This is a genomic window from Clostridium mediterraneense, from assembly GCF_900091705.1.
Classification (GTDB): domain Bacteria; phylum Bacillota; class Clostridia; order Clostridiales; family Clostridiaceae; genus Sarcina; species Sarcina mediterraneense.
Window position 1 is genome coordinate 463,202 of the sequence record NZ_LT594785.1, and the last position, 21,517, is coordinate 484,718.

A 21,517-nucleotide genomic window follows, 5' to 3' on the forward strand; every position below is an offset into this window, starting at 1 on the left:
ATAATTAGTATAATTTAAATAATGGAGTGTATGATTTTATGAAGAAAAAAGTATTGAAATATATAAGTGATAACTCCATGATTCAAAGAGGAGATAAAGTTTTAGTAGCTTTGTCAGGAGGACCAGATTCTGTTTGCTTATTGCATATACTTTGCTTGCTTAGAGATGAACTTAATATAGAAGTTTTTGCAGCTCATGTTAATCATCTTATTAGAGGTGATGAAGCATTTGCAGATGAGGATTACGCTAAATCATTATGTGAATCATTAAATGTTGATTTCTTTGTTAAAAGAGTAGAAGTAGAAAAGATAGCAAAAGAAAAAAGTATTTCCACGGAAATGGCAGGGCGTGATGAAAGATATTCTTTCTTTGATGAAATTAAAGAAAAAATAGGTATAAATAAGATAGCTATAGCCCATAATGCTAATGACCAGGCAGAAACTCTTATTATGAGAATAATGAGGGGAACTGGCTTAGAAGGCTTAGTAGGAATAAGACCCATTAGAGATGGATTATATATAAGACCTATACTTTCTTTAACTAGAGAAGAAATCGAAAATTACTGTGAGATAAATAATTTAGATCCTAGAATAGATAAAACTAATCTAGAGGAGCTATATTCAAGAAATAAAGTAAGATTAAAAATGATTCCTTTTATTAAGGATAATTTTAATAGTGATATTATTAATACTCTCAATAGACTTGCATATAGTGCAAGTGTAGATTCAGATTTTATTGATGGAGTAGTTGAAGAAAAGTACAAAGAATTTTGTATTTGTAATAAAGATGGTGTAGTTATAAATGCTAATGCCTTTTTAGAAAAAGAAGCTATTCTAACTAGAATAATAAGAAAGGCACTTATGGATGTATCTGGAGCTTTTAATAATTTTGAGATGAAGCATATTTATGATGTTATAAATCTTCAAAAAGGTAAGACTGGTAGAAGATTAGATTTAACTAATAAAATTATTGCTATTAATGAATATTGCAATATACATATAGCTAAGGATAAATTTATAAAGAAACAAAATCAAGATGAATTATTTAAATTAAATGTGGAAAATCTAATTAAGTCTGAAAAAATTTCCATAGATTTTAATTCTGATAGTTTATTGTTTGAGATAGTTGATAATGACGGGAAAATAGATTTTTCTAAAGATACTAATGTGAAATATTTTAGTTTTGATGGAGTTGAAACTATAAATATAAGAACTAGGGTAAATGGAGATAAAATGATTCCTTTTGGATTTAAGGGAGAAAAGAAATTAAAAGATATTTTCATTAATTCTAAAATTCCTAAAGAACAGAGAGATAAGGTTTCAATTATAGAATTTGATAGTGATATTGCCTGGGCTGTTGGAGTTAGAACTAGTGAACTATTTAAAATAAGCAAAAAAAATAATAAACTTTTAAAGATAAGTTGTGTTAGGAAGGAATAATATTATGGTTAACATTAAAAATGATATTAAAGAAGTTTTATATTCAGAAGAGCAAATACAAACAAAGGTAAAAGAAATAGCTGCGAAGATAAGTGAAGACTATCAAGGTAAAGAACTTTTAGTAGTAGGAATTTTAAAAGGATCAGTTGTTTTTACATCTGATTTAATTAAATATATTACTATTCCTTGTGAAATAGACTTTATGGCAGTTTCAAGTTATGGAAAGTCTACAAAGAGTTCAGGTATTGTTAGAATTTTAAAAGATTTAGATACTAATGTTGAAGGCAAACACATATTAATAGTTGAAGATATAGTTGATACAGGAAAAACTCTTAGTTATTTAGTAGATTATTTAAAGGCTAGAAAAGTAGCAGGTATAGAAATAGTTGCTTTATTAAATAAAGAAGCTAGAAGAGAAGCAAATGTAGAAGTTAAGTATAGTGGATTTGATGTTCCAGATGAATTTATAGTTGGATATGGAATTGATTATGCTGAAAATTATAGAAATTTACCATTCATCGGAAGTTTGAAAAGGGAAATTTATGAAAAATAATTATAAATAGAATTTATGTGAAGAGAGGGGGTCCCTAGATGAAAAATATGTCTAAGACACTGATAACTTGGTTATTAGTTATAGGTATAATTGTTTTTGGATCATATATGATACTTGATTCAAGTAGTACTAGGAATACTATAGACTTTACGAAGTTTAAAACTATGTGGGCTGATAATCAAATCACTAATATAGTTGTTAGTGGAAATGAGATACAGGGTAAAACAAAAGATAATAAAACTTTTGAAGTTTATGTGCCACAAGATCAATTAAATGCATTACAAGAGCAATATAAGAGTGAGAATGTAAATATTAAATATATAGCACCTAATAATGACTCTCAGTGGTTCCAAATAGTAATGACTGGATTAATAATGGTTGTAGGAGTTGTGATATTCTTTGTTTTCATTCAACAGTCACAAGGTGGCGGAGCTAATAAGGGAGCAATGAATTTTGGGCAAAGTAAAGCTAAAATGGCTAATCCTGATACCCAGAAAGTAAACTTTAAAGATGTTGCCGGGGCAAAAGAAGAAAAAGAAGAGTTAGAAGAAATAGTTGATTTCTTAAAAGATCCTAAACGCTATATTGATATGGGTGCTAGAATACCTAAAGGGGTTCTTTTAGTAGGTCCCCCAGGAACAGGTAAAACTTTACTTGCTAAAGCTGTTGCAGGAGAAGCAGGAGTACCATTCTTCTCAATTTCAGGTTCAGATTTCGTTGAGATGTTTGTTGGGGTTGGGGCTTCAAGAGTAAGAAGCTTATTTGAGCAAGCAAAGAAGAATTCTCCATGTATAATCTTTATAGATGAAATTGATGCTGTTGGTAGAAAAAGAGGAGCAGGACTTGGTGGTGGTCATGATGAAAGAGAGCAAACACTAAATCAACTTCTTGTTGAAATGGATGGTTTTGGAGCAAATGAAGGAATCATTATGATTGCAGCTACAAATAGACCTGATATTCTTGATCCAGCACTTTTAAGACCAGGTAGATTTGATAGACAAATAGTAGTTGCTGCACCCGATGTAGAAGGTAGAAAAGAAATCTTAAATGTTCATATAAGAAATAAGGTTTTAGATAAGTCAATAGATTTAAATGTTCTTGCGAAGAGAACACCAGGTTTTACAGGAGCTGATATAGAAAATCTAACTAATGAAGCAGCACTTCTTGCAGTTAGAAAAAATAAGCAAAAGATTGATATGGATGATATGGAAGAAGCTATTACTAGAGTTATAGCTGGACCAGAGAAAAAGAGCAAGGTTATAAGTGAGCATGATAAAAAGCTTACAGCTTATCATGAAGCAGGTCACGCTATTGTTATGAGATCACTTCCAAATGCAGATCCAGTTCATGAAATCAGTATTATTCCTAGAGGAATGGCTGGTGGATATACTATGCATCTTCCAAATGAAGATAGAAGTTATACATCAAAATCTAAGCTAAAATCTGAAATGGCAGGTTTACTTGGAGGAAGAATGGCTGAAAAACTTATACTTAATGACATAAGTACAGGAGCTAAGAACGATATTGATAGAGTAAGTTCTATAGCTAGAGCTATGGTAATGCAATATGGTATGAGCGATAAGGTTGGAACTATTTCATTTGGTGATGAAGGTGGAGAAGTATTCCTTGGCAGAGAATTTGGTAAGTCAAGAAATATAAGTGAAGAAACTAGTGCACTTCTTGATAAAGAAGTTAAAGCTTTAGTTGATGAAGCTTATGAAACTGCTGAAAGACTTCTAAAAGAAAATATTTTAAAACTTCATGCTGTTGCAGCGGTATTAATGGAAAAAGAAAAAATTGATGCAGACGAATTCGAAAGAATTTATGTTGAATCTTAAAATAAAAAAGAGCTATCTATAAAAGATAGTTCTTTTTTTATATCCTAGATGTATAAAAACGAAATATATTCCTTTATTTTTAAATAATATTCGTAAAACATATTTTATTTATTACGATTTATATGTATAATGATATTAAATGATATTATAAGTGAAATAATTTTAACTTATATAAAAGGGGTGTGTGAAATTTGAATACTGATATAGAAATTGCACAAAGTGCTAAGATGGAACCTATTGTTAATATAGGTAAGAAAATTGGTCTTACAGAAGATGATATAGAATTATACGGAAAATATAAATGTAAGATAAATCTAGATGTTTTTGATAAGTATAAAGATAATAAAGATGGGAAACTTATTTTAGTTACAGCTATAAACCCAACACCTGCAGGTGAAGGTAAATCAACTGTTACAGTTGGATTAGGGCAGGCTCTTAATAAAATAGGAAAGAATTCAATTATTGCACTTAGAGAGCCATCTCTAGGACCAGTCTTTGGTATAAAAGGTGGAGCAGCAGGTGGTGGATATTCACAAGTTGTTCCTATGGAAGATATAAATCTTCATTTTACAGGAGATATGCATGCTATAACTGCGGCAAATAATCTTCTTTGTGCAGCAATAGATAATCATATTCATCAAGGGAATGCTTTAAATATTGATTCAAGAAGAATTGTATTTAAAAGAGTTATGGATATGAATGATAGAGCTCTAAGACAAATAGTTGTTGGTATGGGTGGTAAAATTAATGGATTCCTTAGAGAAGATGGATTTATGATTACTGTTGCATCAGAAATTATGGCTATACTTTGTATGGCAACAGGAATTTCAGATTTAAAAGAAAGAATGGGTAATATATTAGTTGCTTATAATTTAGATGGTGAACCTGTATTTGCTAAGGACTTAGAAGTTTCAGGAGCTATGGCTCTTCTTATGAAGGATGCTATAAAACCAAATCTTGTTCAAACTCTTGAGAATACACCAGCAATAATTCATGGAGGACCATTTGCTAATATTGCTCATGGCTGTAATTCAATAGTTGCTACTAAGATGGCTTTAAAACTTTCTGATTATGCAGTAACTGAAGCTGGATTTGGAGCAGACCTTGGTGCAGAGAAGTTCCTTGATATTAAATGTGTTTATGGTGATTTAAAGCCAGATTGTGTTGTTTTAGTTGCAACAATAAGAGCATTAAAACATCATGGTGGTGTTAAGAAAGATGAATTATCAGTAGAAAATGTTGATGCAGTAAAAGTTGGGATAGAAAACTTAGAAAAGCAAATAGAAAATATTCAAGCCTTTGGAGTTCCAGTAGTTGTTGCTATTAATAAATTTATAACTGATTCAAGAGCAGAAGTTGAATTTGTTAAGAGCTTCTGTGAAGCTAAAGGGGTTATGGTTTCAGAAGCAGATGTTTGGGAAAAAGGTGGAGATGGTGGAGTAGACCTTGCTAATAAGGTTATAGAAACTATTGAAAATAAACCTTCTAACTTTGCACCTATATATGATACTAATGAAAGTATAAAAGATAAGATACTTAAAATTGCTAAGACTATCTATGGAGCAGATGGAGTTAATTATGAGCCAGCAGCTTTAAAACAAATAGCTGAAATAGAAAAGTACAATATGGATAAAGTTCCAGTATGTATGGCAAAGACCCAATCATCTTTATCAGATAATCCAATGCTTTTAGGAAGACCAAAAGGATTTAATATAACAGTTAGAGAAGTTAGAGTTTCAAATGGAGCTGGATTTGTAGTTGTTCAAACAGGAAATATAATGACTATGCCAGGGCTTCCAAAGGTTCCAGCAGCTAATATAATGGATATTAGTGAATCTGGAGAAATTACAGGATTATTCTAATTTTAAAATTAAGAAGTTAAAAAGAAGCTACTTTGTTTATAGTAGCTTCTTTTTATGTTTTTAAATAAAGTAAAAAATAGGAAAAATTCCTTATAATAGTGAGTATCTGCTTGACAAATAGCTATTTGTTGATAAAATTATATTGTATATTTATATATTTAAATGTATTTTACAGGCAGCCAAATAAGGCTGCTTTTAATTATATTAAGGTGGTGTACAAATGATTTTATTAATCGATGCTGGTAATACAAATATTGTATTAGGACTTAGTAAGAATGATGACTATATAGCTAGTTGGAGAATATCTACTGATGCTAATAAAACTTCAGATGAATATTCAATACAAATCATGCAATTATTTAGTCAAAGTAATTTAAATCCAGAAGAAGTAGAAGGAATAATAATATCATCAGTTGTCCCTAATATTATGCATTCTATAGAAAACATGGTTATAAAATGTTTCAAAAAAGAACCTATAGTAATAGGACCTGGGATTAAGACAGGAATTAATATAAGATATGATAATCCAAGAGAAGTTGGAGCAGATAGAATAGTAAATGCTGTGGCAGCTTATGAAAAGAATAAGAGAGCATTGATAGTAATAGATTTTGGTACAGCAACAACTTATTGTGCTATAACTGAAAGAGGAGATTATCTTGGTGGTAATATATGCCCTGGAATTAAGATTTCATCAGAAGCTTTATATGAAAGAGCAGCCAAGCTTCCAAGAGTAGAACTTGAAAAACCAAATACTTTAATTTGCAAAAATACAGTTACAAGTATGCAAGCTGGTATTATTTATGGTTACATAGGGCAGGTTGAATATATAGTAAGAAGAATGAAAAAAGAAATGATGAATTTAGGGGAAGCAGAACCATATGTTATTGCAACAGGAGGGCTTGCTAAATTAATATCTGATGGAACAGATGTTATAGATAATATAGAACCTAGATTAACATTAGAAGGCTTAAAGATTCTTTATGATAAGAATAAGGAGTAATACATTATGAAGATAGGAAATGTACAGCCAGATGGTAATGTATTCTTAGCACCAATGGCAGGAGTTACTGACATAGCATTTAGAGGTCTTTGTAAAGAAATGGGCTGTGGAATGGTATATACTGAAATGGTTAGTTCAAAAGCATTATATCATGGTAATGAAAAAACTGAGGAACTAATGAGAATAGTTGAAGAAGAACAACCAGTAGCTTGCCAAATGTTTGGGAGTGATCCTGAAATAATGGCTTATGCTGCTGAAAAATACTTCAATCCAAGAGAAGATATTTGCATTATAGATATAAATATGGGGTGTCCAGCGCCTAAGGTTGTTAAGAATGATGATGGATCATCACTTCTTACTAATCCTAAATTAGCTTTTGAAATTGTAAGTGCTGTTAAAAAGGTTGCAACAAAACCAGTAACAGTTAAAATAAGAAAAGGCTATTATAATGATCAAATAGTAGCAGTAGAATTTGCAAAGATGCTTGAAGAAGCTGGAGCTGATGCAGTAGCTATTCATGGAAGAACTAGACAGCAAATGTACACTGGAAAAGCTGATTGGGATATTATAAGACAAGTTAAAGAAGCAGTTTCTATACCAGTTATAGGTAATGGAGATGTATTTACTGCTGATGATGCTTTAGAGCTTAAGAAAATCTCAAATTGTGATGCCATAATGGTGGCTAGAGGGAGTATAGGAAACCCTTGGATATTTAAGCAGATAGAACAAAAATTAAAAGGTGAAGAAGTTATTCTTCCAACTTCTGAAGAAAAAATTGCTATGTGTATTAGACATCATGAACTTGCAATGAAATATAATGGACCTGAAAGAGCTGTTAGAGAAATGAGAAGACATACAGGAGCTTATTTAAAGGGAATTAAGAATTCAGCTGAAATGAGAAATAAGCTTAATACAATAAATGATCCACAAGCAGTTTTAGAAGCTTTAAATAACTATAAGGAATTTGTTATAAAAGAAGGATTATAGGAATAATATTTATTAGACATATTTGTTATATGTTAATATAAATTTATATTTTTTTATTTGGGAATATAAATAGAATAAAACGGATATATTAAACTGAAAAAACGTTTACTTATTGACAGGTTAGCATATTCCCTTTATAATTATTTGAAAATTAGGGAGATATAAATTCCAATTATGCTAAAAAAATAGATACAAATATGTATTAATATTTTTAAATATGATATTATAAAAGTAATATTTCAAAGGGGAGAAAAATATGAGCGAAAAAAAACATATAATGACTTATGAAGGTCTTAAGAAATTAGAAGATGAATTAGAATTTTTAAAAACAGTTAAAAGAAAAGAAATAACAGAAAAAATAAAAGTAGCTTTAGGATATGGAGATTTAAGTGAAAACTCAGAATATGATGAAGCTAAAAATGAGCAAGCTTTTAACGAAGGTAGAATACTTCAACTTGAAACTATGTTAAAGAATGCTGAAGTTGTTGATGAAAGTGAAATCTCAACAGATAAAGTTTCAGTTGGATGTATAGTAAAAGTTATGGACTATGATTTCGACGAAGAAGTCGAATATACAATAGTAGGTTCAGCAGAAGCTGATCCAATGAATAATAAGATTTCAAATGAGTCACCAGTTGGGGAAGCTCTTTTAAATAAAAAAGTTGGAGATGTAGTGGAAGCTAACATTCCTGGTGGAGTGGCTAAGTTTGAAATTTTAGAAATCAGAAGATAATTACGGAGGTATGCTAAATGTCAAATGAGGATATGAATATTAATCAAATAGAAGCTGACTTAAGTGAACAAGATGCTTTAAGAAGAGAAAAGTTAGCTCAATTACAAGCAGAAGGAAAGGATCCTTTTGATGTATATAAAGTTGAAAGAACTCATACAACAGGACAAATTATTGATAACTTTGAAGAGTTAGATGGAAAAGAAGTTACTGTTGCAGGTAGAATTATGTCAAAGAGAGGTCAAGGAAAAGTTATTTTCTCAGACATTCATGACAGAGATGGAAAAATTCAATTATTTATCAAACTTGATTTAGTTGGAGAAGAAACTCTTAAAGCATATAAGACATACGATAGAGGAGATATAGTAGCAGTTACAGGAACAGTTGCTAAAACTCAAAGAGGAGAAATTTCAATTAAACCAACTGAAATTACTTTAGTATGTAAATCACTTAAGACTTTACCAGAAAAGTGGAATGGACTTAAAGATCCAGACTTAAGATATAGACAAAGAGAAGTTGATATAATAACAAACCCAGAAGTTAAGGAAACTTTCTTAAAGAGAGCACAAATTATTAAGGAAATCAGAAATTACCTTGATACTAGAGGATTTATAGAAGTTGAAACACCAATCCTTTCACCAATTGCTGGTGGAGCAGCTGCTAGACCATTCATAACTCATCACAATACTTTAGATATAGATATGTATCTAAGAATTGCTACAGAATTATATTTAAAGAGATGTATAGTTGCTGGATTCGAAAAAGTTTATGATATGGGTAAAAACTTCAGAAATGAAGGAATGTCAGTAAGACATAACCCAGAATTTACAATGATAGAATTATATGAAGCTTATGCTGACTATAATGACATGATGGAAATCATGGAAAACTTAATAGCATATGTTTGTGAAAAAGTTAATGGAACAACTAAGGTTACTTACCAAGGAACAGAAATTGACTTTAAACCACCATGGAGAAGAATCACAATGGTTGATGCTGTTAAAGAACATGCAGGAATTGACTTTAATACAATAGCAACAGATGCTGAAGCTCAAGCTATTGCTAAAGAAAAAGAATTAGAATTCCCTAAAGACTTAAAGCATGTAACAAAGGGAGAAGTTTTAAATGCATTATATGAAGAATATGCAGAAGAAAAAATGATTCAACCTACATTTGTTACAGATTACCCAGTAGAAATTTCACCTCTTACAAAGAAGAAGAGAGGAAACGAAATGTTTACTGAAAGATTTGAAGGATTTGTATTTGGTAGAGAAGTATGTAATGCTTACTCAGAATTAAATGATCCAATAGTTCAAAGAGAAAGATTTGAACAACAAGCTAAGGAAAGAGAACTTGGGGATGATGAAGCTTACATGATAGATGAAGAATTCATGAGTGCTTTAGAAACAGGAATGCCTCCAACAGGAGGACTTGGATTCGGAGTTGATAGAATGGTTATGTTCTTAACAGATTCAGCTTCAATCAGAGATGTTTTACTATTCCCAACAATGAAGCCAAATCATAAATAATTTTTAGATAATTAGAAAGCTGTCTTTTTAGACAGCTTCTTTTTTTCTAGATATTAATAGAGAGTATACATTTTATATTTAGTATTAAAAATAGCTTTATATAATAAAATAAAAAATATAAAAAAGTTTAAAAAAAAGGCTTGTAATTTTTTAAAACTTTGATATAATAATATTGTAATCAATGTTCCGGAATAGCTCAATGGTGGAGCAATCGGCTGTTAACCGAGAGGTTGTGGGTTCGAGTCCCACTTCTGGAGCCATTTTTTATTTGGTAGCATCAACGTGGTTGTTGGTGTTTTTTTGTTTTTTGTAAGACAAATTTGGTGATTAATAAAATATTAAAACTGTGGATAACTTTTTATAAAGTTATCCACAGTTTTTTTATAAAGAATTTATCCACAGCTTATAAGATAAATAAATTATCCACAAAATAAAGAATATTGTAACTACTTAGATACAAAGATATTTTATTTTAGGGTGATAATATATATAATAAAATGATTAATTAGTGGTTTAGCCAAAATTTAAATATTTTTTATAAATAGAAATGGAGGCTTATATTATGGCAAATTTAAAAGCAATAACTTTAAAATCATCAAGTGTAGCTGCAGGACATGAGATGACAGTATACCCTGTTCTTATTACAGATGGAGAAAGTGCAGTATTAGTAGATTCATCTTATCCAGGACATTTTGAAATTCTTAAAAATGAAATAGAAAAACATATAGATATAAATAAATTAAAGGCTTTAGTAATAACTCACCATGATTTCGATCATATAGGTACAGCTAAGGAATTTAAGAATCTATTAGGAGATAATCTTAAAATTTATGCAACAGATGTTGAAGCTGAATATATTTCAGGAGCTAAGATGCCTTTAAAACTTCAAAAATTAGGAGCTAATAAAGAAAACTTAGATGAGGGAACTTTAGGGTTCTATAACATGCTTAGTGAAAACTTCCCAAAACTTTATATTAATGTAGATGAAACTTTCAAGGCTGGAGATGTTTTACCATTATTTGATGGAATTCAAACAATAGATACACCAGGGCATACATTAGGACATATTTGTCTTTACATAAAAGAAGATAAGTCATTAATAACAGGTGATACATTAGCAATTGAAGATGGAAAATTATCAAGAATCAATGACTTCTATAACTATGATGTAGAACAAGCTAAGGAATCAATAAAGAAATTAGCAGACTTTGATATTGAATTAGTTCGTTGCTACCATGGTGGAGATTTTGTTGGAAAGTTAAACATGGAAGAATTAACAAAATAATATGATATAGTGAAATAAATTTTGCTATTATTATGTTTTAAAAACAAGATGTACAATTTATTAAACTGTTAGCTTACTTAAATTGTGCATCTATTAATATTATTCTTTTAAAGATAAATTAATTTATATTAATTTTATTAGTATTTATGCTTATTATAAATATATTGACATATGTAACATTTCTGATAAAATTATTATATAATGTTAAAAACTTAATAAGTACGTTGATAAAGAGGAGTACTATTAAAACTTATTTTAGAGAGGTAATGGAAGCTGAAAATTACCATAAGATTAATAGGAAGGGAGCTTTTGAGTACAATGATTTAAAGTTGAGCTTTTGCTAAGAAGGGTGGAACCGCGGAAAATATTTTCGTCCCTTTATTATGTATAGGCTTTTTTTTATTTCATAAAATAAATTTTAGATATTTTTAATTACTCTTAGGAGTAAAATAAATTTTGTATAAATTAAGTTGGAGGAATTTATTATGGCAGTTGAAAAAACAATGGAAAAGCTAGTTTCTCTATGTAAGAATAGAGGATTTATCTTCCCAGGATCAGAAATATACGGAGGTCTTGCAAACTCATGGGATTACGGTCCACTTGGAGTAGAATTCAAGAATAATGTTAAAAAAGCATGGTGGAAAAAGTTTGTTCAAGAATATAAAGATAATGTAGGGCTTGATGCAGCAATCCTTATGAATACAGGAGTATGGAGAGCTTCAGGTCACGTTGGAGGATTCTCAGATCCACTTATGGACTGTAAAGAATGTAAAGCTAGATTTAGAGCTGATAAATTAGTTGAAGATCATATGACAGAACAAGGTGTTGAAGTTGCTTCAGCTGATGGGTGGTCAAATGAACAATTAATGGATTATATCAAGGAAAATAATATTGTTTGTCCTAAGTGTGGAAAATTAAATTATACAGATATAAGACAATTTAACTTAATGTTTAAGACACACCAAGGTATAACAGAAGAAAGTGCTAATGAAGTTTACTTAAGACCAGAAACAGCACAAGGTATTTTTGTTAACTTTAAAAATGCTCAAAGAACATCAAGAAAGAAAGTTCCATTTGGAGTAGCTCAAATCGGTAAATCATTCAGAAATGAAATAACACCAGGAAACTTCACATTCAGAACAAGAGAATTCGAACAAATGGAATTAGAATTCTTCTGTAAACCAGGAACAGATTTAGAATGGTTCAAATTCTGGAAAGATTATTGCTGGAACTTCTTATTAAACTTAGGAATGAATAAAGAAAACTTAAGAATGAGAGATCATGGAGAAGAAGAACTTAGCTTCTATTCAAATGCAACATCAGATATCGAATATTTATTCCCATTTGGTTGGGGAGAACTTTGGGGAATAGCTGATAGAACAGACTATGACTTAAATAAGCATGCAGAACATTCAGGTCAAGATATGACATACTTAGATCCTTCAACAAATGAAAAGTATGTACCATATGTTATTGAACCATCATTAGGAGCAGACAGAGTTACTCTTGCTTTCTTAGCTGAAGCTTATGATGAAGAAGAAATAGGTACAGAAGATAAGTCAGATGTAAGAACAGTATTACACTTACATCCAGCTTTAGCTCCATTTAAGGCAGCAGTTCTTCCATTATCAAAGAAACTTTCAGAAAAAGCTGATGAAGTATATGCAGATTTAGCTAAGAAGTTTAATATTGATTATGATGAAACAGGAAGTATCGGAAAGAGATATAGAAGACAAGATGAAATAGGAACACCATTCTGTATAACAGTAGATTTTGATACATTAGAAGATAACTGTGTAACAATAAGAAATAGAGATACAATGGAACAAGAAAGAATTCAAATTTCAGAAGTTGAAGCATATATCGCTAAGAGCTTAGAATTTTAATATTTTTATATAATCTATTTAAGAGGAAAAATCAAAAAAAGATTTTTCCTCTTTTTTTATATAAATTTAAAAGTAAACTTAAGTATAAATGTTAATAAAATGTAAAAAATATATATAATAGGAAAATTGCTTATTAATTGATTGAATTTTTAGAGGCATCAGCATATAATAATCATATAGATATTATCAAAGTGATAATATCTATATAGTAATAACTGGAGGTGAATGAGTTGAAAGTATCAGAAGCGGACTTAAATAAAAATAAGGATGGAATTACAGAAGAAGAATTTCTGAAGAGATATAAGAGTGAGAAGTATGAAAAACTTTCACTTACTGTTGATATGGTACTTTTTACTTTGGGAGAAAAACAAAAAGACACCTTAAATAGAAAAAATAAAGAAAAGGAACTACAGATTTTATTAATAAAGAGAAAAGATCATCCATTTATAAATAAGTGGGCTATTCCTGGAGGATTCATAAAAATAGATGAAAGTCTTAATGATGGTGTATATAGAAAATTAAAAGAAGAAACTAATATAGAAAATGTTTATTTTGAACAACTATATACATTTGGTGATGTAAATAGGGATCCAAGAATGAGGATAATATCAACATCATATATGGCTCTTGTGAATAATAAAGATTTAAAATCTAAAATGAATGAAGATGCAGAAGATATTGCTTGGTTTTCTGTTAAAAAAGAAAGCCTTGGAAGCAAAAAAATATCTTGTAGTGAGATTCATTATAATTATAGACTTTCTCTTTTTAATAAAGAAAGAAATATAGAGATAAAATATGATTTAATAGAAAAAACAAAAATTAAAGCGTTTGATAGAGAAGTTATATATGAGTACAAGAAATGTGATCATAAAGAAGATTTAGCATTTGATCATTTAAAAATAATTGATTATGCACTTGAAAGAATGAAAAATAAAGTTCAATATACAGCAATAGCTTTTAGTTTATTGCCTGAATTATTTACTTTAACAGAACTTCAACAAGTATATGAGATTTTACTTGGTAGGGAACTTATAAAATCTAATTTTAGAAGATGGGTGAGTAAAATAGTTGAAGAAACTGATAAAACTAAAAAAGAAGGGGCTCATAGACCTTCAAGATTATTTAAATTAAGAAAAGAAGCAATTATGGAAGGTATTTTAAATATATAGAATTTAATGAGGTGGAGAGTATGGAGAAGTTTTTAGCTTATATGAAAGAAGATTTAAACAAAATTGAGAGTGTTTCATTTGAAGAATTAAGGATAAATAAGGAGAATACAGCTCTGATAGTTGTTGATATGGTCAAGGGATTTTATAATGAAGGTCCTTTAGCAAATCCAGATGTTAAAAATGTTATAGAACCAATGCTTAAATTAAATGAGAAGATGAAAGACTATAAAAAGGTATTTTTTATAGATAGTCATAATGAGAATTCAGTAGAATTTGAGTCTTATCCAAGGCATTGCGTTGAAGGAACAATTGAAGAAGAATTAATAGATGAATTTTTAAAAAGTGAAGCTATGACAAATGAAAATACTATTTTTATCAAGAAAAATAGTGTAAATGGATTTAATGCTAATGGATTTGAAAAGATAAGGGACAATAAAAATATAGAGAACTTTATAGTTGTTGGAGTTTGCACAGATATTTGCGTTAAGAATTTTGCATTATCTTTAAAAACTTATTTTAATGAGAAAAACTTGGAGAAGAGAATTATAGTACCAGCAAATATGGTAGAAACTTATGATGCTGAGTTTCATAGTAGAGATTTTTGGAATCTAACATCTTTATTTGAAATGAAGTCTAATGGAGTACAAATAGTTAAGGATATAAATTAAAAAAGTTTAGGAATCTAGACTTTAGGAGGTTAATGTTTTGAAAAATTTTGACGTAAGAGAAAATAGAAATTTAGGAATGCTAATGGATTTTTATGAGCTTACAATGAGTAATGCTTATCTAAATGAAGGAATAGGAGATAAAATAGTATATTTCGATATGTTTTTCAGAAAGGTTCCAGAACAAGGTGGATTTGCTATAATGGCTGGGCTTGAACAACTTATTCAATATATAAAAGAATTAAGTTTTAATAAGAGCGATATAGAATATTTAAGGGGCTTAAATTTATTTACTGAAGAATTTTTAACATATCTTTCAGATTTTAAATTTACAGGATCTATATATGCTATTCCTGAAGGAACACCAATTTTCCCAGGTGAACCATTAATAACAGTTAAAGCACCTGTAATAGAAGCACAACTTATAGAAACTATGTTACTTTTAACAGTAAATCATCAATCTCTTATAGCTACAAAAGCCAATAGAATTGTAAGAGCAGCAGAAGGCAGACAAGTTCTTGAGTTTGGTGCAAGAAGAGCTCAAGGATATGATGGAGCAATTTATGGAGCTAGAGCAGCTTATATTGGTGGAGTAGATGGAACAGCTACTACAATTGCAGGAAAAGATTTTGGAATTCCTGTTTCAGGAACTATGGCTCATAGTTGGGTTCAACTTTTTGATGAGGAGTATGAAGCATTTAAAACTTATGCTAAAAATTATCCAGATTCTTGTGTTTTACTTGTAGATACCTATTCAGTATTAAAAAGTGGGATACCAAATGCTATAAAGATTTCAAAAGAAATTTTAGAACCCATGGGTAAAAGACTTAAAGGTGTAAGACTTGATAGTGGAGATATAGCATATCTTTCAAGAAAAGCAAGAAAGATGTTAGATGAAGCTGGACTTGAAGATTGTAAGATAATTGCTTCAAATTCATTAGATGAATATACAATAATGAGCCTTTTATTACAAGGAGCAAAAATTGATTCATTTGGAGTAGGTGAAAGATTAATAACTTCAAAAGCTGAATCTGTATTTGGGGGAGTTTATAAACTTGCTGCTGTTGAAGAAAATAATGAAATAATACCAAGAATTAAACTTTCAGAAAATACTGAGAAAGTTTCAAATCCAGGATTTAAGAAGGTATATAGATTATTTGATAAAGAAACAGATAAAGCAATTGCAGATGTTATTACTGTAGCTGATGAAATTATTGATGAAATAAAACCATATAAAATATTTGATTCAGTTCATACTTGGAAGAAGAAAACTGTTACTAATTTTTATGCAAAAGAATTACAAGTTCCTATATTTGAAAATGGTGAGTTAGTTTATGAAATTCCTGATTTAAAAGATATAAGAAGTTATTGTATGGAAGAAGTTAATAAACTTTGGGATGAAGTTAGAAGATTTGAAAATCCTCATAAATATTATGTAGACTTATCGAAGAAACTATGGGTGATGAAAGATACACTCATAGAAAGGTTAAAAGGTGATGAATAAAGATATTATAGCTATTTATGGTGGGAGTTTTAATCCTCCTACCATAGCACATGAAAATATTGCCAGAGATATATTAAGCTTAAGTGATATTAATAAACTTATCTATTTGCCTGTTGGAGATGCTTATAAGAAAAAAAATCTTATAGAAAGTAATTATAGATATGAAATGTTAAAAATAATTTCTAATAAATTAGTTTTAGAAGATTTTAATATTGAAATAAGTACCTTAGAAATGGATACAGACAGAAGATTATATACAATAGAAAGCCTTAGAATATTAAAAGAAAAATATAAAAAGGATTTAGCTTTTGTGATGGGAACAGATAATATAAAAGAATTTAATAGCTGGTCTAATCCCAAAAGTTTACTTGAAGAATTCTATTTTATAGTTATAGAAAGAGAAGAGGATGATGTTTCTAAGTTAATAAAAGAAAATCATCTTCTAAATAAATATCAAGATAAATTCTTAATATTAAAAGATACTTCTTATAAGAGTGTTAGTTCTACCTACATTCGAGAAAATATAGGAAATATAGAATTAGTACAATCTTATATAGATAAAGAGGTTTTAAGTTATATAAAGAAAAATAATCTTTATGGAGGTATGGTGAAATGAAGAAAAACTTTTTAATTACAAATGAAAATGCACATGTATATGCAGAAAAAATATCAGCTTTTATTAGGGAAAGAGTAGAAGAGACTAAAGCAAATGGCGTAATACTTGGAATGAGTGGTGGAATAGATTGCTCACTTGTAGCAGCTTTATGCAAAAAAGCAGGAGTTAATTTATTACTTGTTATGATGCCTTATGGTGATAGTATGAATAGAACTAAAGATAGAGATCATTCACTTGAATTAATAGAAAAGTTTGATATTGATTATACAGAAGTTGATATAACATCAACAGTTGATGCTTTAGAAAAAAGCTTAAATATAGCTAGTGTAACAAATAAGGGAGAAAAGATAGAATTAGGATCACTTGCTCTTAGTAATATAAGACCTAGAGTTAGAATGACTACTTTATATGCATTAGGTCAAAGTATGGGATATCTTGTTGGAGGTACAGGAAATCTATCAGAAAGAACAGTTGGATATTCAACTAAATGGGGAGATGGAGGACATGATTTTAATCCAATAGGAAATTTAACAAAAACAGAGGTAAGAATTTTATCAAGATATTTAGGAGTTCCAGATAGTATAATTGATAAAGCTCCATCAGCAGGACTTTGGGAAGGTCAAACTGATGAAGAGGAAATGGGAATTAAGTATAGTGAAATAGATGATTATATTTTAACAGGTGGAAAAAATATATCAGAAGAATTATTTAAAAAGATAGAAATTAAAGAAAAGAGAAATATGCATAAAAGAGAAATGCCTCCAATATGGAATGAATAAGAAGAAGTAGAGAATTATTTATTTAATTCTCTACTTTTTACATTAAAGATTAGAGTTAAAAATATATTTTTATATAGATAAAATAACTTGTGTTAGTAGATATAAGTTTATAGAATAAGTTCTTTGTGAGTGTTATAATTATAGTAAAAATGGACAGTATTAGTAGATGTAAACTGTTTTAAAAACATATAGTATGTTTTGGAGGATATTTAAGATGAAAAAGGATTTTAATGAGTTTAAAGAATTTATAAAAAATAAAAAAGTAGCTGTTGTAGGAATAGGTGTTAGTAATATTCCGTTAATTAATTTTCTTGTTGAATTAGAAGCAAAAGTTACTGCTTTTGATATGAAAAATGAAAGTGAACTTGGAGAAGTAGCAAAAGGATTTAAGGATAAAGGTGTAAAACTTGAACTTGGAGAAGGTTATTTAGATAGACTAACAGGGTTTGAGGTTGTATTTAAAACACCTTCAATGAGAATAGACTGTGAAGCTTTAGTTAGAGCAAAAGAAGAGGGAGCTTATATAACTTCAGAAATAGAGGAGTTTGTTAGATATACTAAGGGAAAGATATTTGCTATAACAGGTAGTGATGGAAAAACAACTACAACAACAATAACATCAGAACTTTTAAAAGCAGAAGGATATACAACATGGGTTGGAGGAAATATAGGAACTCCATTATTTGCCGAAATAGAAAAAATTAAAGATGAAGATAAAGTAGTTTTAGAATTATCAAGTTTTCAACTTATGACAATGGATTGTCCTGTTGATATAGCTATTGTTACTAATGTAACTCCAAATCATTTAGATATGCATAAAGATATGGAAGAGTATGTTGAAGCTAAAAAGAATGTATTTAAGTATCAAGATGAAAATGGTATTTTAATAATAAATGATGAAAACTATATAACTAAAACTTTAGATAAAGAAGCTAAGGGTAAAGTATATAGATTTAGCTCAGTTAAAACAGAAGGTGAAGATGCTTACTATAAAGATGGAGCATTATATTTAGATGGAAAAGAAGTATGTAAAAAAGAAAATATAATAATAAAGGGAATGCATAATGTTGAAAATTATTTAGCAGCATTTCTTGCAGTTAAAGATGATGTTAAGATAGAAACTATGAAGAAGATAGCTGAAACTTTCGGTGGTGTAGAACATAGATGTGAATTTGTAAGAGAACTTGATGGTGTTTCTTACTATAATGATTCAATTGCATCAAGTCCAACAAGAACAGTAGCAGGACTTAAAGCATTTGAAAAACCAGTAATACTACTTGCGGGTGGATATGATAAAAAAATTCCTTTTGAACCTTTAGCTAATGAAGGATGTGAAAAGATAAAAGCATTAGTGTTATTTGGTTTAACTAAATATAAAATACAAGATGCATTTAAAAAGTTAGAAGAAGAAAGAAATATAAGTATACCTACTTATATAGTAGATAGCTTAGAAGAAGCTGTTAATAAAGCAAGAGAAATTTCAGAAGAGGGAGATAAGGTAACTTTATCACCAGCCTGTGCAAGTTTTGATATGTTTAAAAACTTCATGATAAGAGGAAATAAGTTTAAAGAGTTAGTAAATAACTTAAACTAATAAATATATATACCGTTAAAAAGATATTTTTCAAAATATTTTTAATAAAAAAGGATTATTCAAGAGTGGATAATCCTTTTTTATAGTTATAGATATATATTTTTAATGTTTATTAAAGAAAACATATCCTAGAGTATCTATATATAAAAATATTAGAAAAGAATAAAAAAATAAAGAAAAGTGAAAATAAATCGTAAAACTGTATAAATATAAAGCGGGATATAAATTAAAGGGGTGATAAGATATATCTTGTCGTTAAGACAACACGAAAAACAAAACAAAAAAAGTTTTGAAAAAAGTGTTGACAAGAAAAAATCTTAATGATAACATATAGAAGTCGCTTGAATGCGATTTGAAAGGTCTTTGAAAATTAAACAGAAGAAATTAAGTAAACCAGCAATTCTTTTTATGTTTTAAGCTTAAGATTAAACTTTTAAATTGAGAGTTTGATCCTGGCTCAGGATGAACGCTGGCGGCGTGCCTAACACATGCAAGTCGAGCGATGAAGTTTCCTTCGGGAAATGGATTAGCGGCGGACGGGTGAGTAACACGTGGGTAACCTGCCTCATAGAGGGGAATAGCCTTCCGAAAGGAAGATTAATACCGCATAATATTATCGAGTGGCATCACTTGATAATCAAAGGAGCAATCCGCTATGAGATGGACCCGCGTCGCATTAGTTAGTTGGTGGGGTAACGGCCTACCAAGACGACGATGCGTAGCCGACCTGAGAGGGTGATCGGCCACATTGGGACTGAGACACGGCCCAGACTCCTACGGGAGGCAGCAGTGGGGAATATTGCACAATGGAGGAAACTCTGATGCAGCAACGCCGCGTGAGCGATGAAGGTCTTCGGATCGTAAAGCTCTGTCTTTAGGGATGATAATGACAGTACCTAAGGAGGAAGCCACGGCTAACTACGTGCCAGCAGCCGCGGTAATACGTAGGTGGCGAGCGTTATCCGGATTTATTGGGCGTAAAGGGAGCGTAGGCGGATACTTAAGTGGGATGTGAAATACTTGGGCTCAACCCGAGTACTGCATTCCAAACTGAGTATCTAGAGTGCAGGAGAGGAGAGTGGAATTCCTAGTGTAGCGGTGAAATGCGTAGAGATTAGGAAGAACACCAGTGGCGAAGGCGACTCTCTGGACTGTAACTGACGCTGAGGCTCGAAAGCGTGGGGAGCGAACAGGATTAGATACCCTGGTAGTCCACGCCGTAAACGATGAATACTAGGTGTAGGGGTTTCGATACCTCTGTGCCGCCGCTAACGCATTAAGTATTCCGCCTGGGGAGTACGGTCGCAAGATTAAAACTCAAAGGAATTGACGGGGACCCGCACAAGCAGCGGAGCATGTGGTTTAATTCGAAGCAACGCGAAGAACCTTACCTACACTTGACATCCCTTGCATTACCCTTAATCGGGGAAATCTCTTCGGAGACAAGGTGACAGGTGGTGCATGGTTGTCGTCAGCTCGTGTCGTGAGATGTTGGGTTAAGTCCCGCAACGAGCGCAACCCCTATTGTTAGTTGCTACCATTAAGTTGAGCACTCTAGCGAGACTGCCTGGGTTAACCAGGAGGAAGGTGGGGACGACGTCAAATCATCATGCCCCTTATGTGTAGGGCTACACACGTGCTACAATGGCAGGTACAGAGAGACGCAAGACCGTGAGGTGGAGCAAATCCCACAAAACCTGTCCCAGTTCGGATTGAAGGCTGAAACTCGCCTTCATGAAGCCGGAGTTGCTAGTAATCGCGAATCAGAATGTCGCGGTGAATACGTTCCCGGGTCTTGTACACACCGCCCGTCACACCATGAGAGTTGGCAATACCCAACGTCCGTGAGCTAACCGCAAGGAGGCAGCGGCCTAAGGTAGGGTCAGCGATTGGGGTGAAGTCGTAACAAGGTAGCCGTAGGAGAACCTGCGGCTGGATCACCTCCTTTCTAAGGAATTAACTTTCTAGGATAACTAGAAAGACAAAAAATAAAAGCAAAAAGAATGCTACTTAATTCTCTGTTTAATTTTGAGAAACCTTTTGGTTACTCAAAATTGTTCTTTGAAAATTACACATATATA

16 protein-coding genes, 1 tRNA gene, 1 rRNA gene and 1 other annotated feature are annotated in these 21,517 nt (G+C 30.8%); all 18 genes read left to right on the top strand.

The features are described 5' to 3' along the window. Window positions 1-38: 38 nt before the first annotated feature. Window positions 39-1,439, top strand: a complete 1,401-nt coding sequence (gene tilS, locus BN8917_RS04150) for a tRNA lysidine(34) synthetase TilS (RefSeq protein ID WP_066871043.1) — start codon at window positions 39-41, stop codon at window positions 1,437-1,439. A gap of 4 nt (window positions 1,440-1,443) precedes the next feature. Then, entirely contained in the window at window positions 1,444-1,992 is a 549-nt protein-coding gene (gene hpt / locus BN8917_RS04155; RefSeq protein ID WP_187117186.1) for a hypoxanthine phosphoribosyltransferase, read from the top strand. Between the two features lie 38 nt (window positions 1,993-2,030). Continuing rightward, entirely contained in the window at window positions 2,031-3,830 is a 1,800-nt protein-coding gene (gene ftsH / locus BN8917_RS04160) for an ATP-dependent zinc metalloprotease FtsH (protein ID WP_066871046.1), read from the top strand. Window positions 3,831-4,021: 191 nt separating this feature from the next. Further along, window positions 4,022-5,692, top strand: a complete 1,671-nt coding sequence (locus tag BN8917_RS04165; RefSeq protein ID WP_066871048.1) for a formate--tetrahydrofolate ligase — start codon at window positions 4,022-4,024, stop codon at window positions 5,690-5,692. Window positions 5,693-5,912: 220 nt separating this feature from the next. Then, window positions 5,913-6,692, top strand: a complete 780-nt coding sequence (locus BN8917_RS04170; RefSeq protein WP_066871051.1) for a type III pantothenate kinase — start codon at window positions 5,913-5,915, stop codon at window positions 6,690-6,692. A 6-nt stretch (window positions 6,693-6,698) separates the two neighbouring features. After that, a complete protein-coding gene (gene dusB / locus BN8917_RS04175; protein WP_066871054.1) occupies window positions 6,699-7,679 on the top strand; it encodes a tRNA dihydrouridine synthase DusB in 981 nt (326 codons plus the stop codon). 256 nt (window positions 7,680-7,935) lie between these two features. Next, complete coding sequence (gene greA / locus BN8917_RS04180; protein ID WP_066871057.1) at window positions 7,936-8,412, top strand: transcription elongation factor GreA; 477 nt, start codon at window positions 7,936-7,938, stop codon at window positions 8,410-8,412. A gap of 17 nt (window positions 8,413-8,429) precedes the next feature. Then, a complete protein-coding gene (gene lysS, locus BN8917_RS04185; protein WP_066871061.1) occupies window positions 8,430-9,938 on the top strand; it encodes a lysine--tRNA ligase in 1,509 nt (502 codons plus the stop codon). A 185-nt stretch (window positions 9,939-10,123) separates the two neighbouring features. Continuing rightward, window positions 10,124-10,198 (top strand) — tRNA-Asn (locus BN8917_RS04190). Between the two features lie 302 nt (window positions 10,199-10,500). Next, entirely contained in the window at window positions 10,501-11,223 is a 723-nt protein-coding gene (locus BN8917_RS04195; protein ID WP_066871064.1) for an MBL fold metallo-hydrolase, read from the top strand. 215 nt (window positions 11,224-11,438) lie between these two features. Beyond that, window positions 11,439-11,604: a binding site (T-box leader), on the top strand. Window positions 11,605-11,708: 104 nt separating this feature from the next. Next, window positions 11,709-13,109 carry a glycine--tRNA ligase gene (locus BN8917_RS04200; protein WP_066871067.1) on the top strand — a complete coding sequence of 467 codons (1,401 nt, stop codon included), beginning with the start codon at window positions 11,709-11,711 and terminating at the stop codon, window positions 13,107-13,109. A gap of 230 nt (window positions 13,110-13,339) precedes the next feature. Beyond that, entirely contained in the window at window positions 13,340-14,278 is a 939-nt protein-coding gene (locus tag BN8917_RS04205; protein WP_066871070.1) for an NUDIX hydrolase, read from the top strand. Window positions 14,279-14,298: 20 nt separating this feature from the next. Beyond that, complete coding sequence (locus BN8917_RS04210) at window positions 14,299-14,946, top strand: cysteine hydrolase family protein (protein ID WP_066871073.1); 648 nt, start codon at window positions 14,299-14,301, stop codon at window positions 14,944-14,946. 37 nt (window positions 14,947-14,983) lie between these two features. Then, window positions 14,984-16,447 carry a nicotinate phosphoribosyltransferase gene (locus BN8917_RS04215; RefSeq protein WP_265327632.1) on the top strand — a complete coding sequence of 488 codons (1,464 nt, stop codon included), beginning with the start codon at window positions 14,984-14,986 and terminating at the stop codon, window positions 16,445-16,447. After that, a complete protein-coding gene (gene nadD, locus BN8917_RS04220; protein WP_066871076.1) occupies window positions 16,440-17,063 on the top strand; it encodes a nicotinate (nicotinamide) nucleotide adenylyltransferase in 624 nt (207 codons plus the stop codon). Before BN8917_RS04215 ends, nadD begins: the two co-directional genes overlap by 8 nt. Next, the gene (nadE, locus tag BN8917_RS04225; RefSeq protein ID WP_066871079.1) at window positions 17,060-17,842 is read left to right on the top strand and encodes an NAD(+) synthase; all 783 of its coding nucleotides are present in this window, start codon (window positions 17,060-17,062) and stop codon (window positions 17,840-17,842) included. Before nadD ends, nadE begins: the two co-directional genes overlap by 4 nt. 214 nt (window positions 17,843-18,056) lie before the next feature. Then, window positions 18,057-19,436 carry a UDP-N-acetylmuramoyl-L-alanine--D-glutamate ligase gene (gene murD / locus BN8917_RS04230; RefSeq protein WP_066871082.1) on the top strand — a complete coding sequence of 460 codons (1,380 nt, stop codon included), beginning with the start codon at window positions 18,057-18,059 and terminating at the stop codon, window positions 19,434-19,436. Window positions 19,437-19,870: 434 nt separating this feature from the next. Then, a 16S ribosomal RNA gene (locus tag BN8917_RS04235) occupies window positions 19,871-21,384 on the top strand. Window positions 21,385-21,517: the final 133 nt, after the last annotated feature.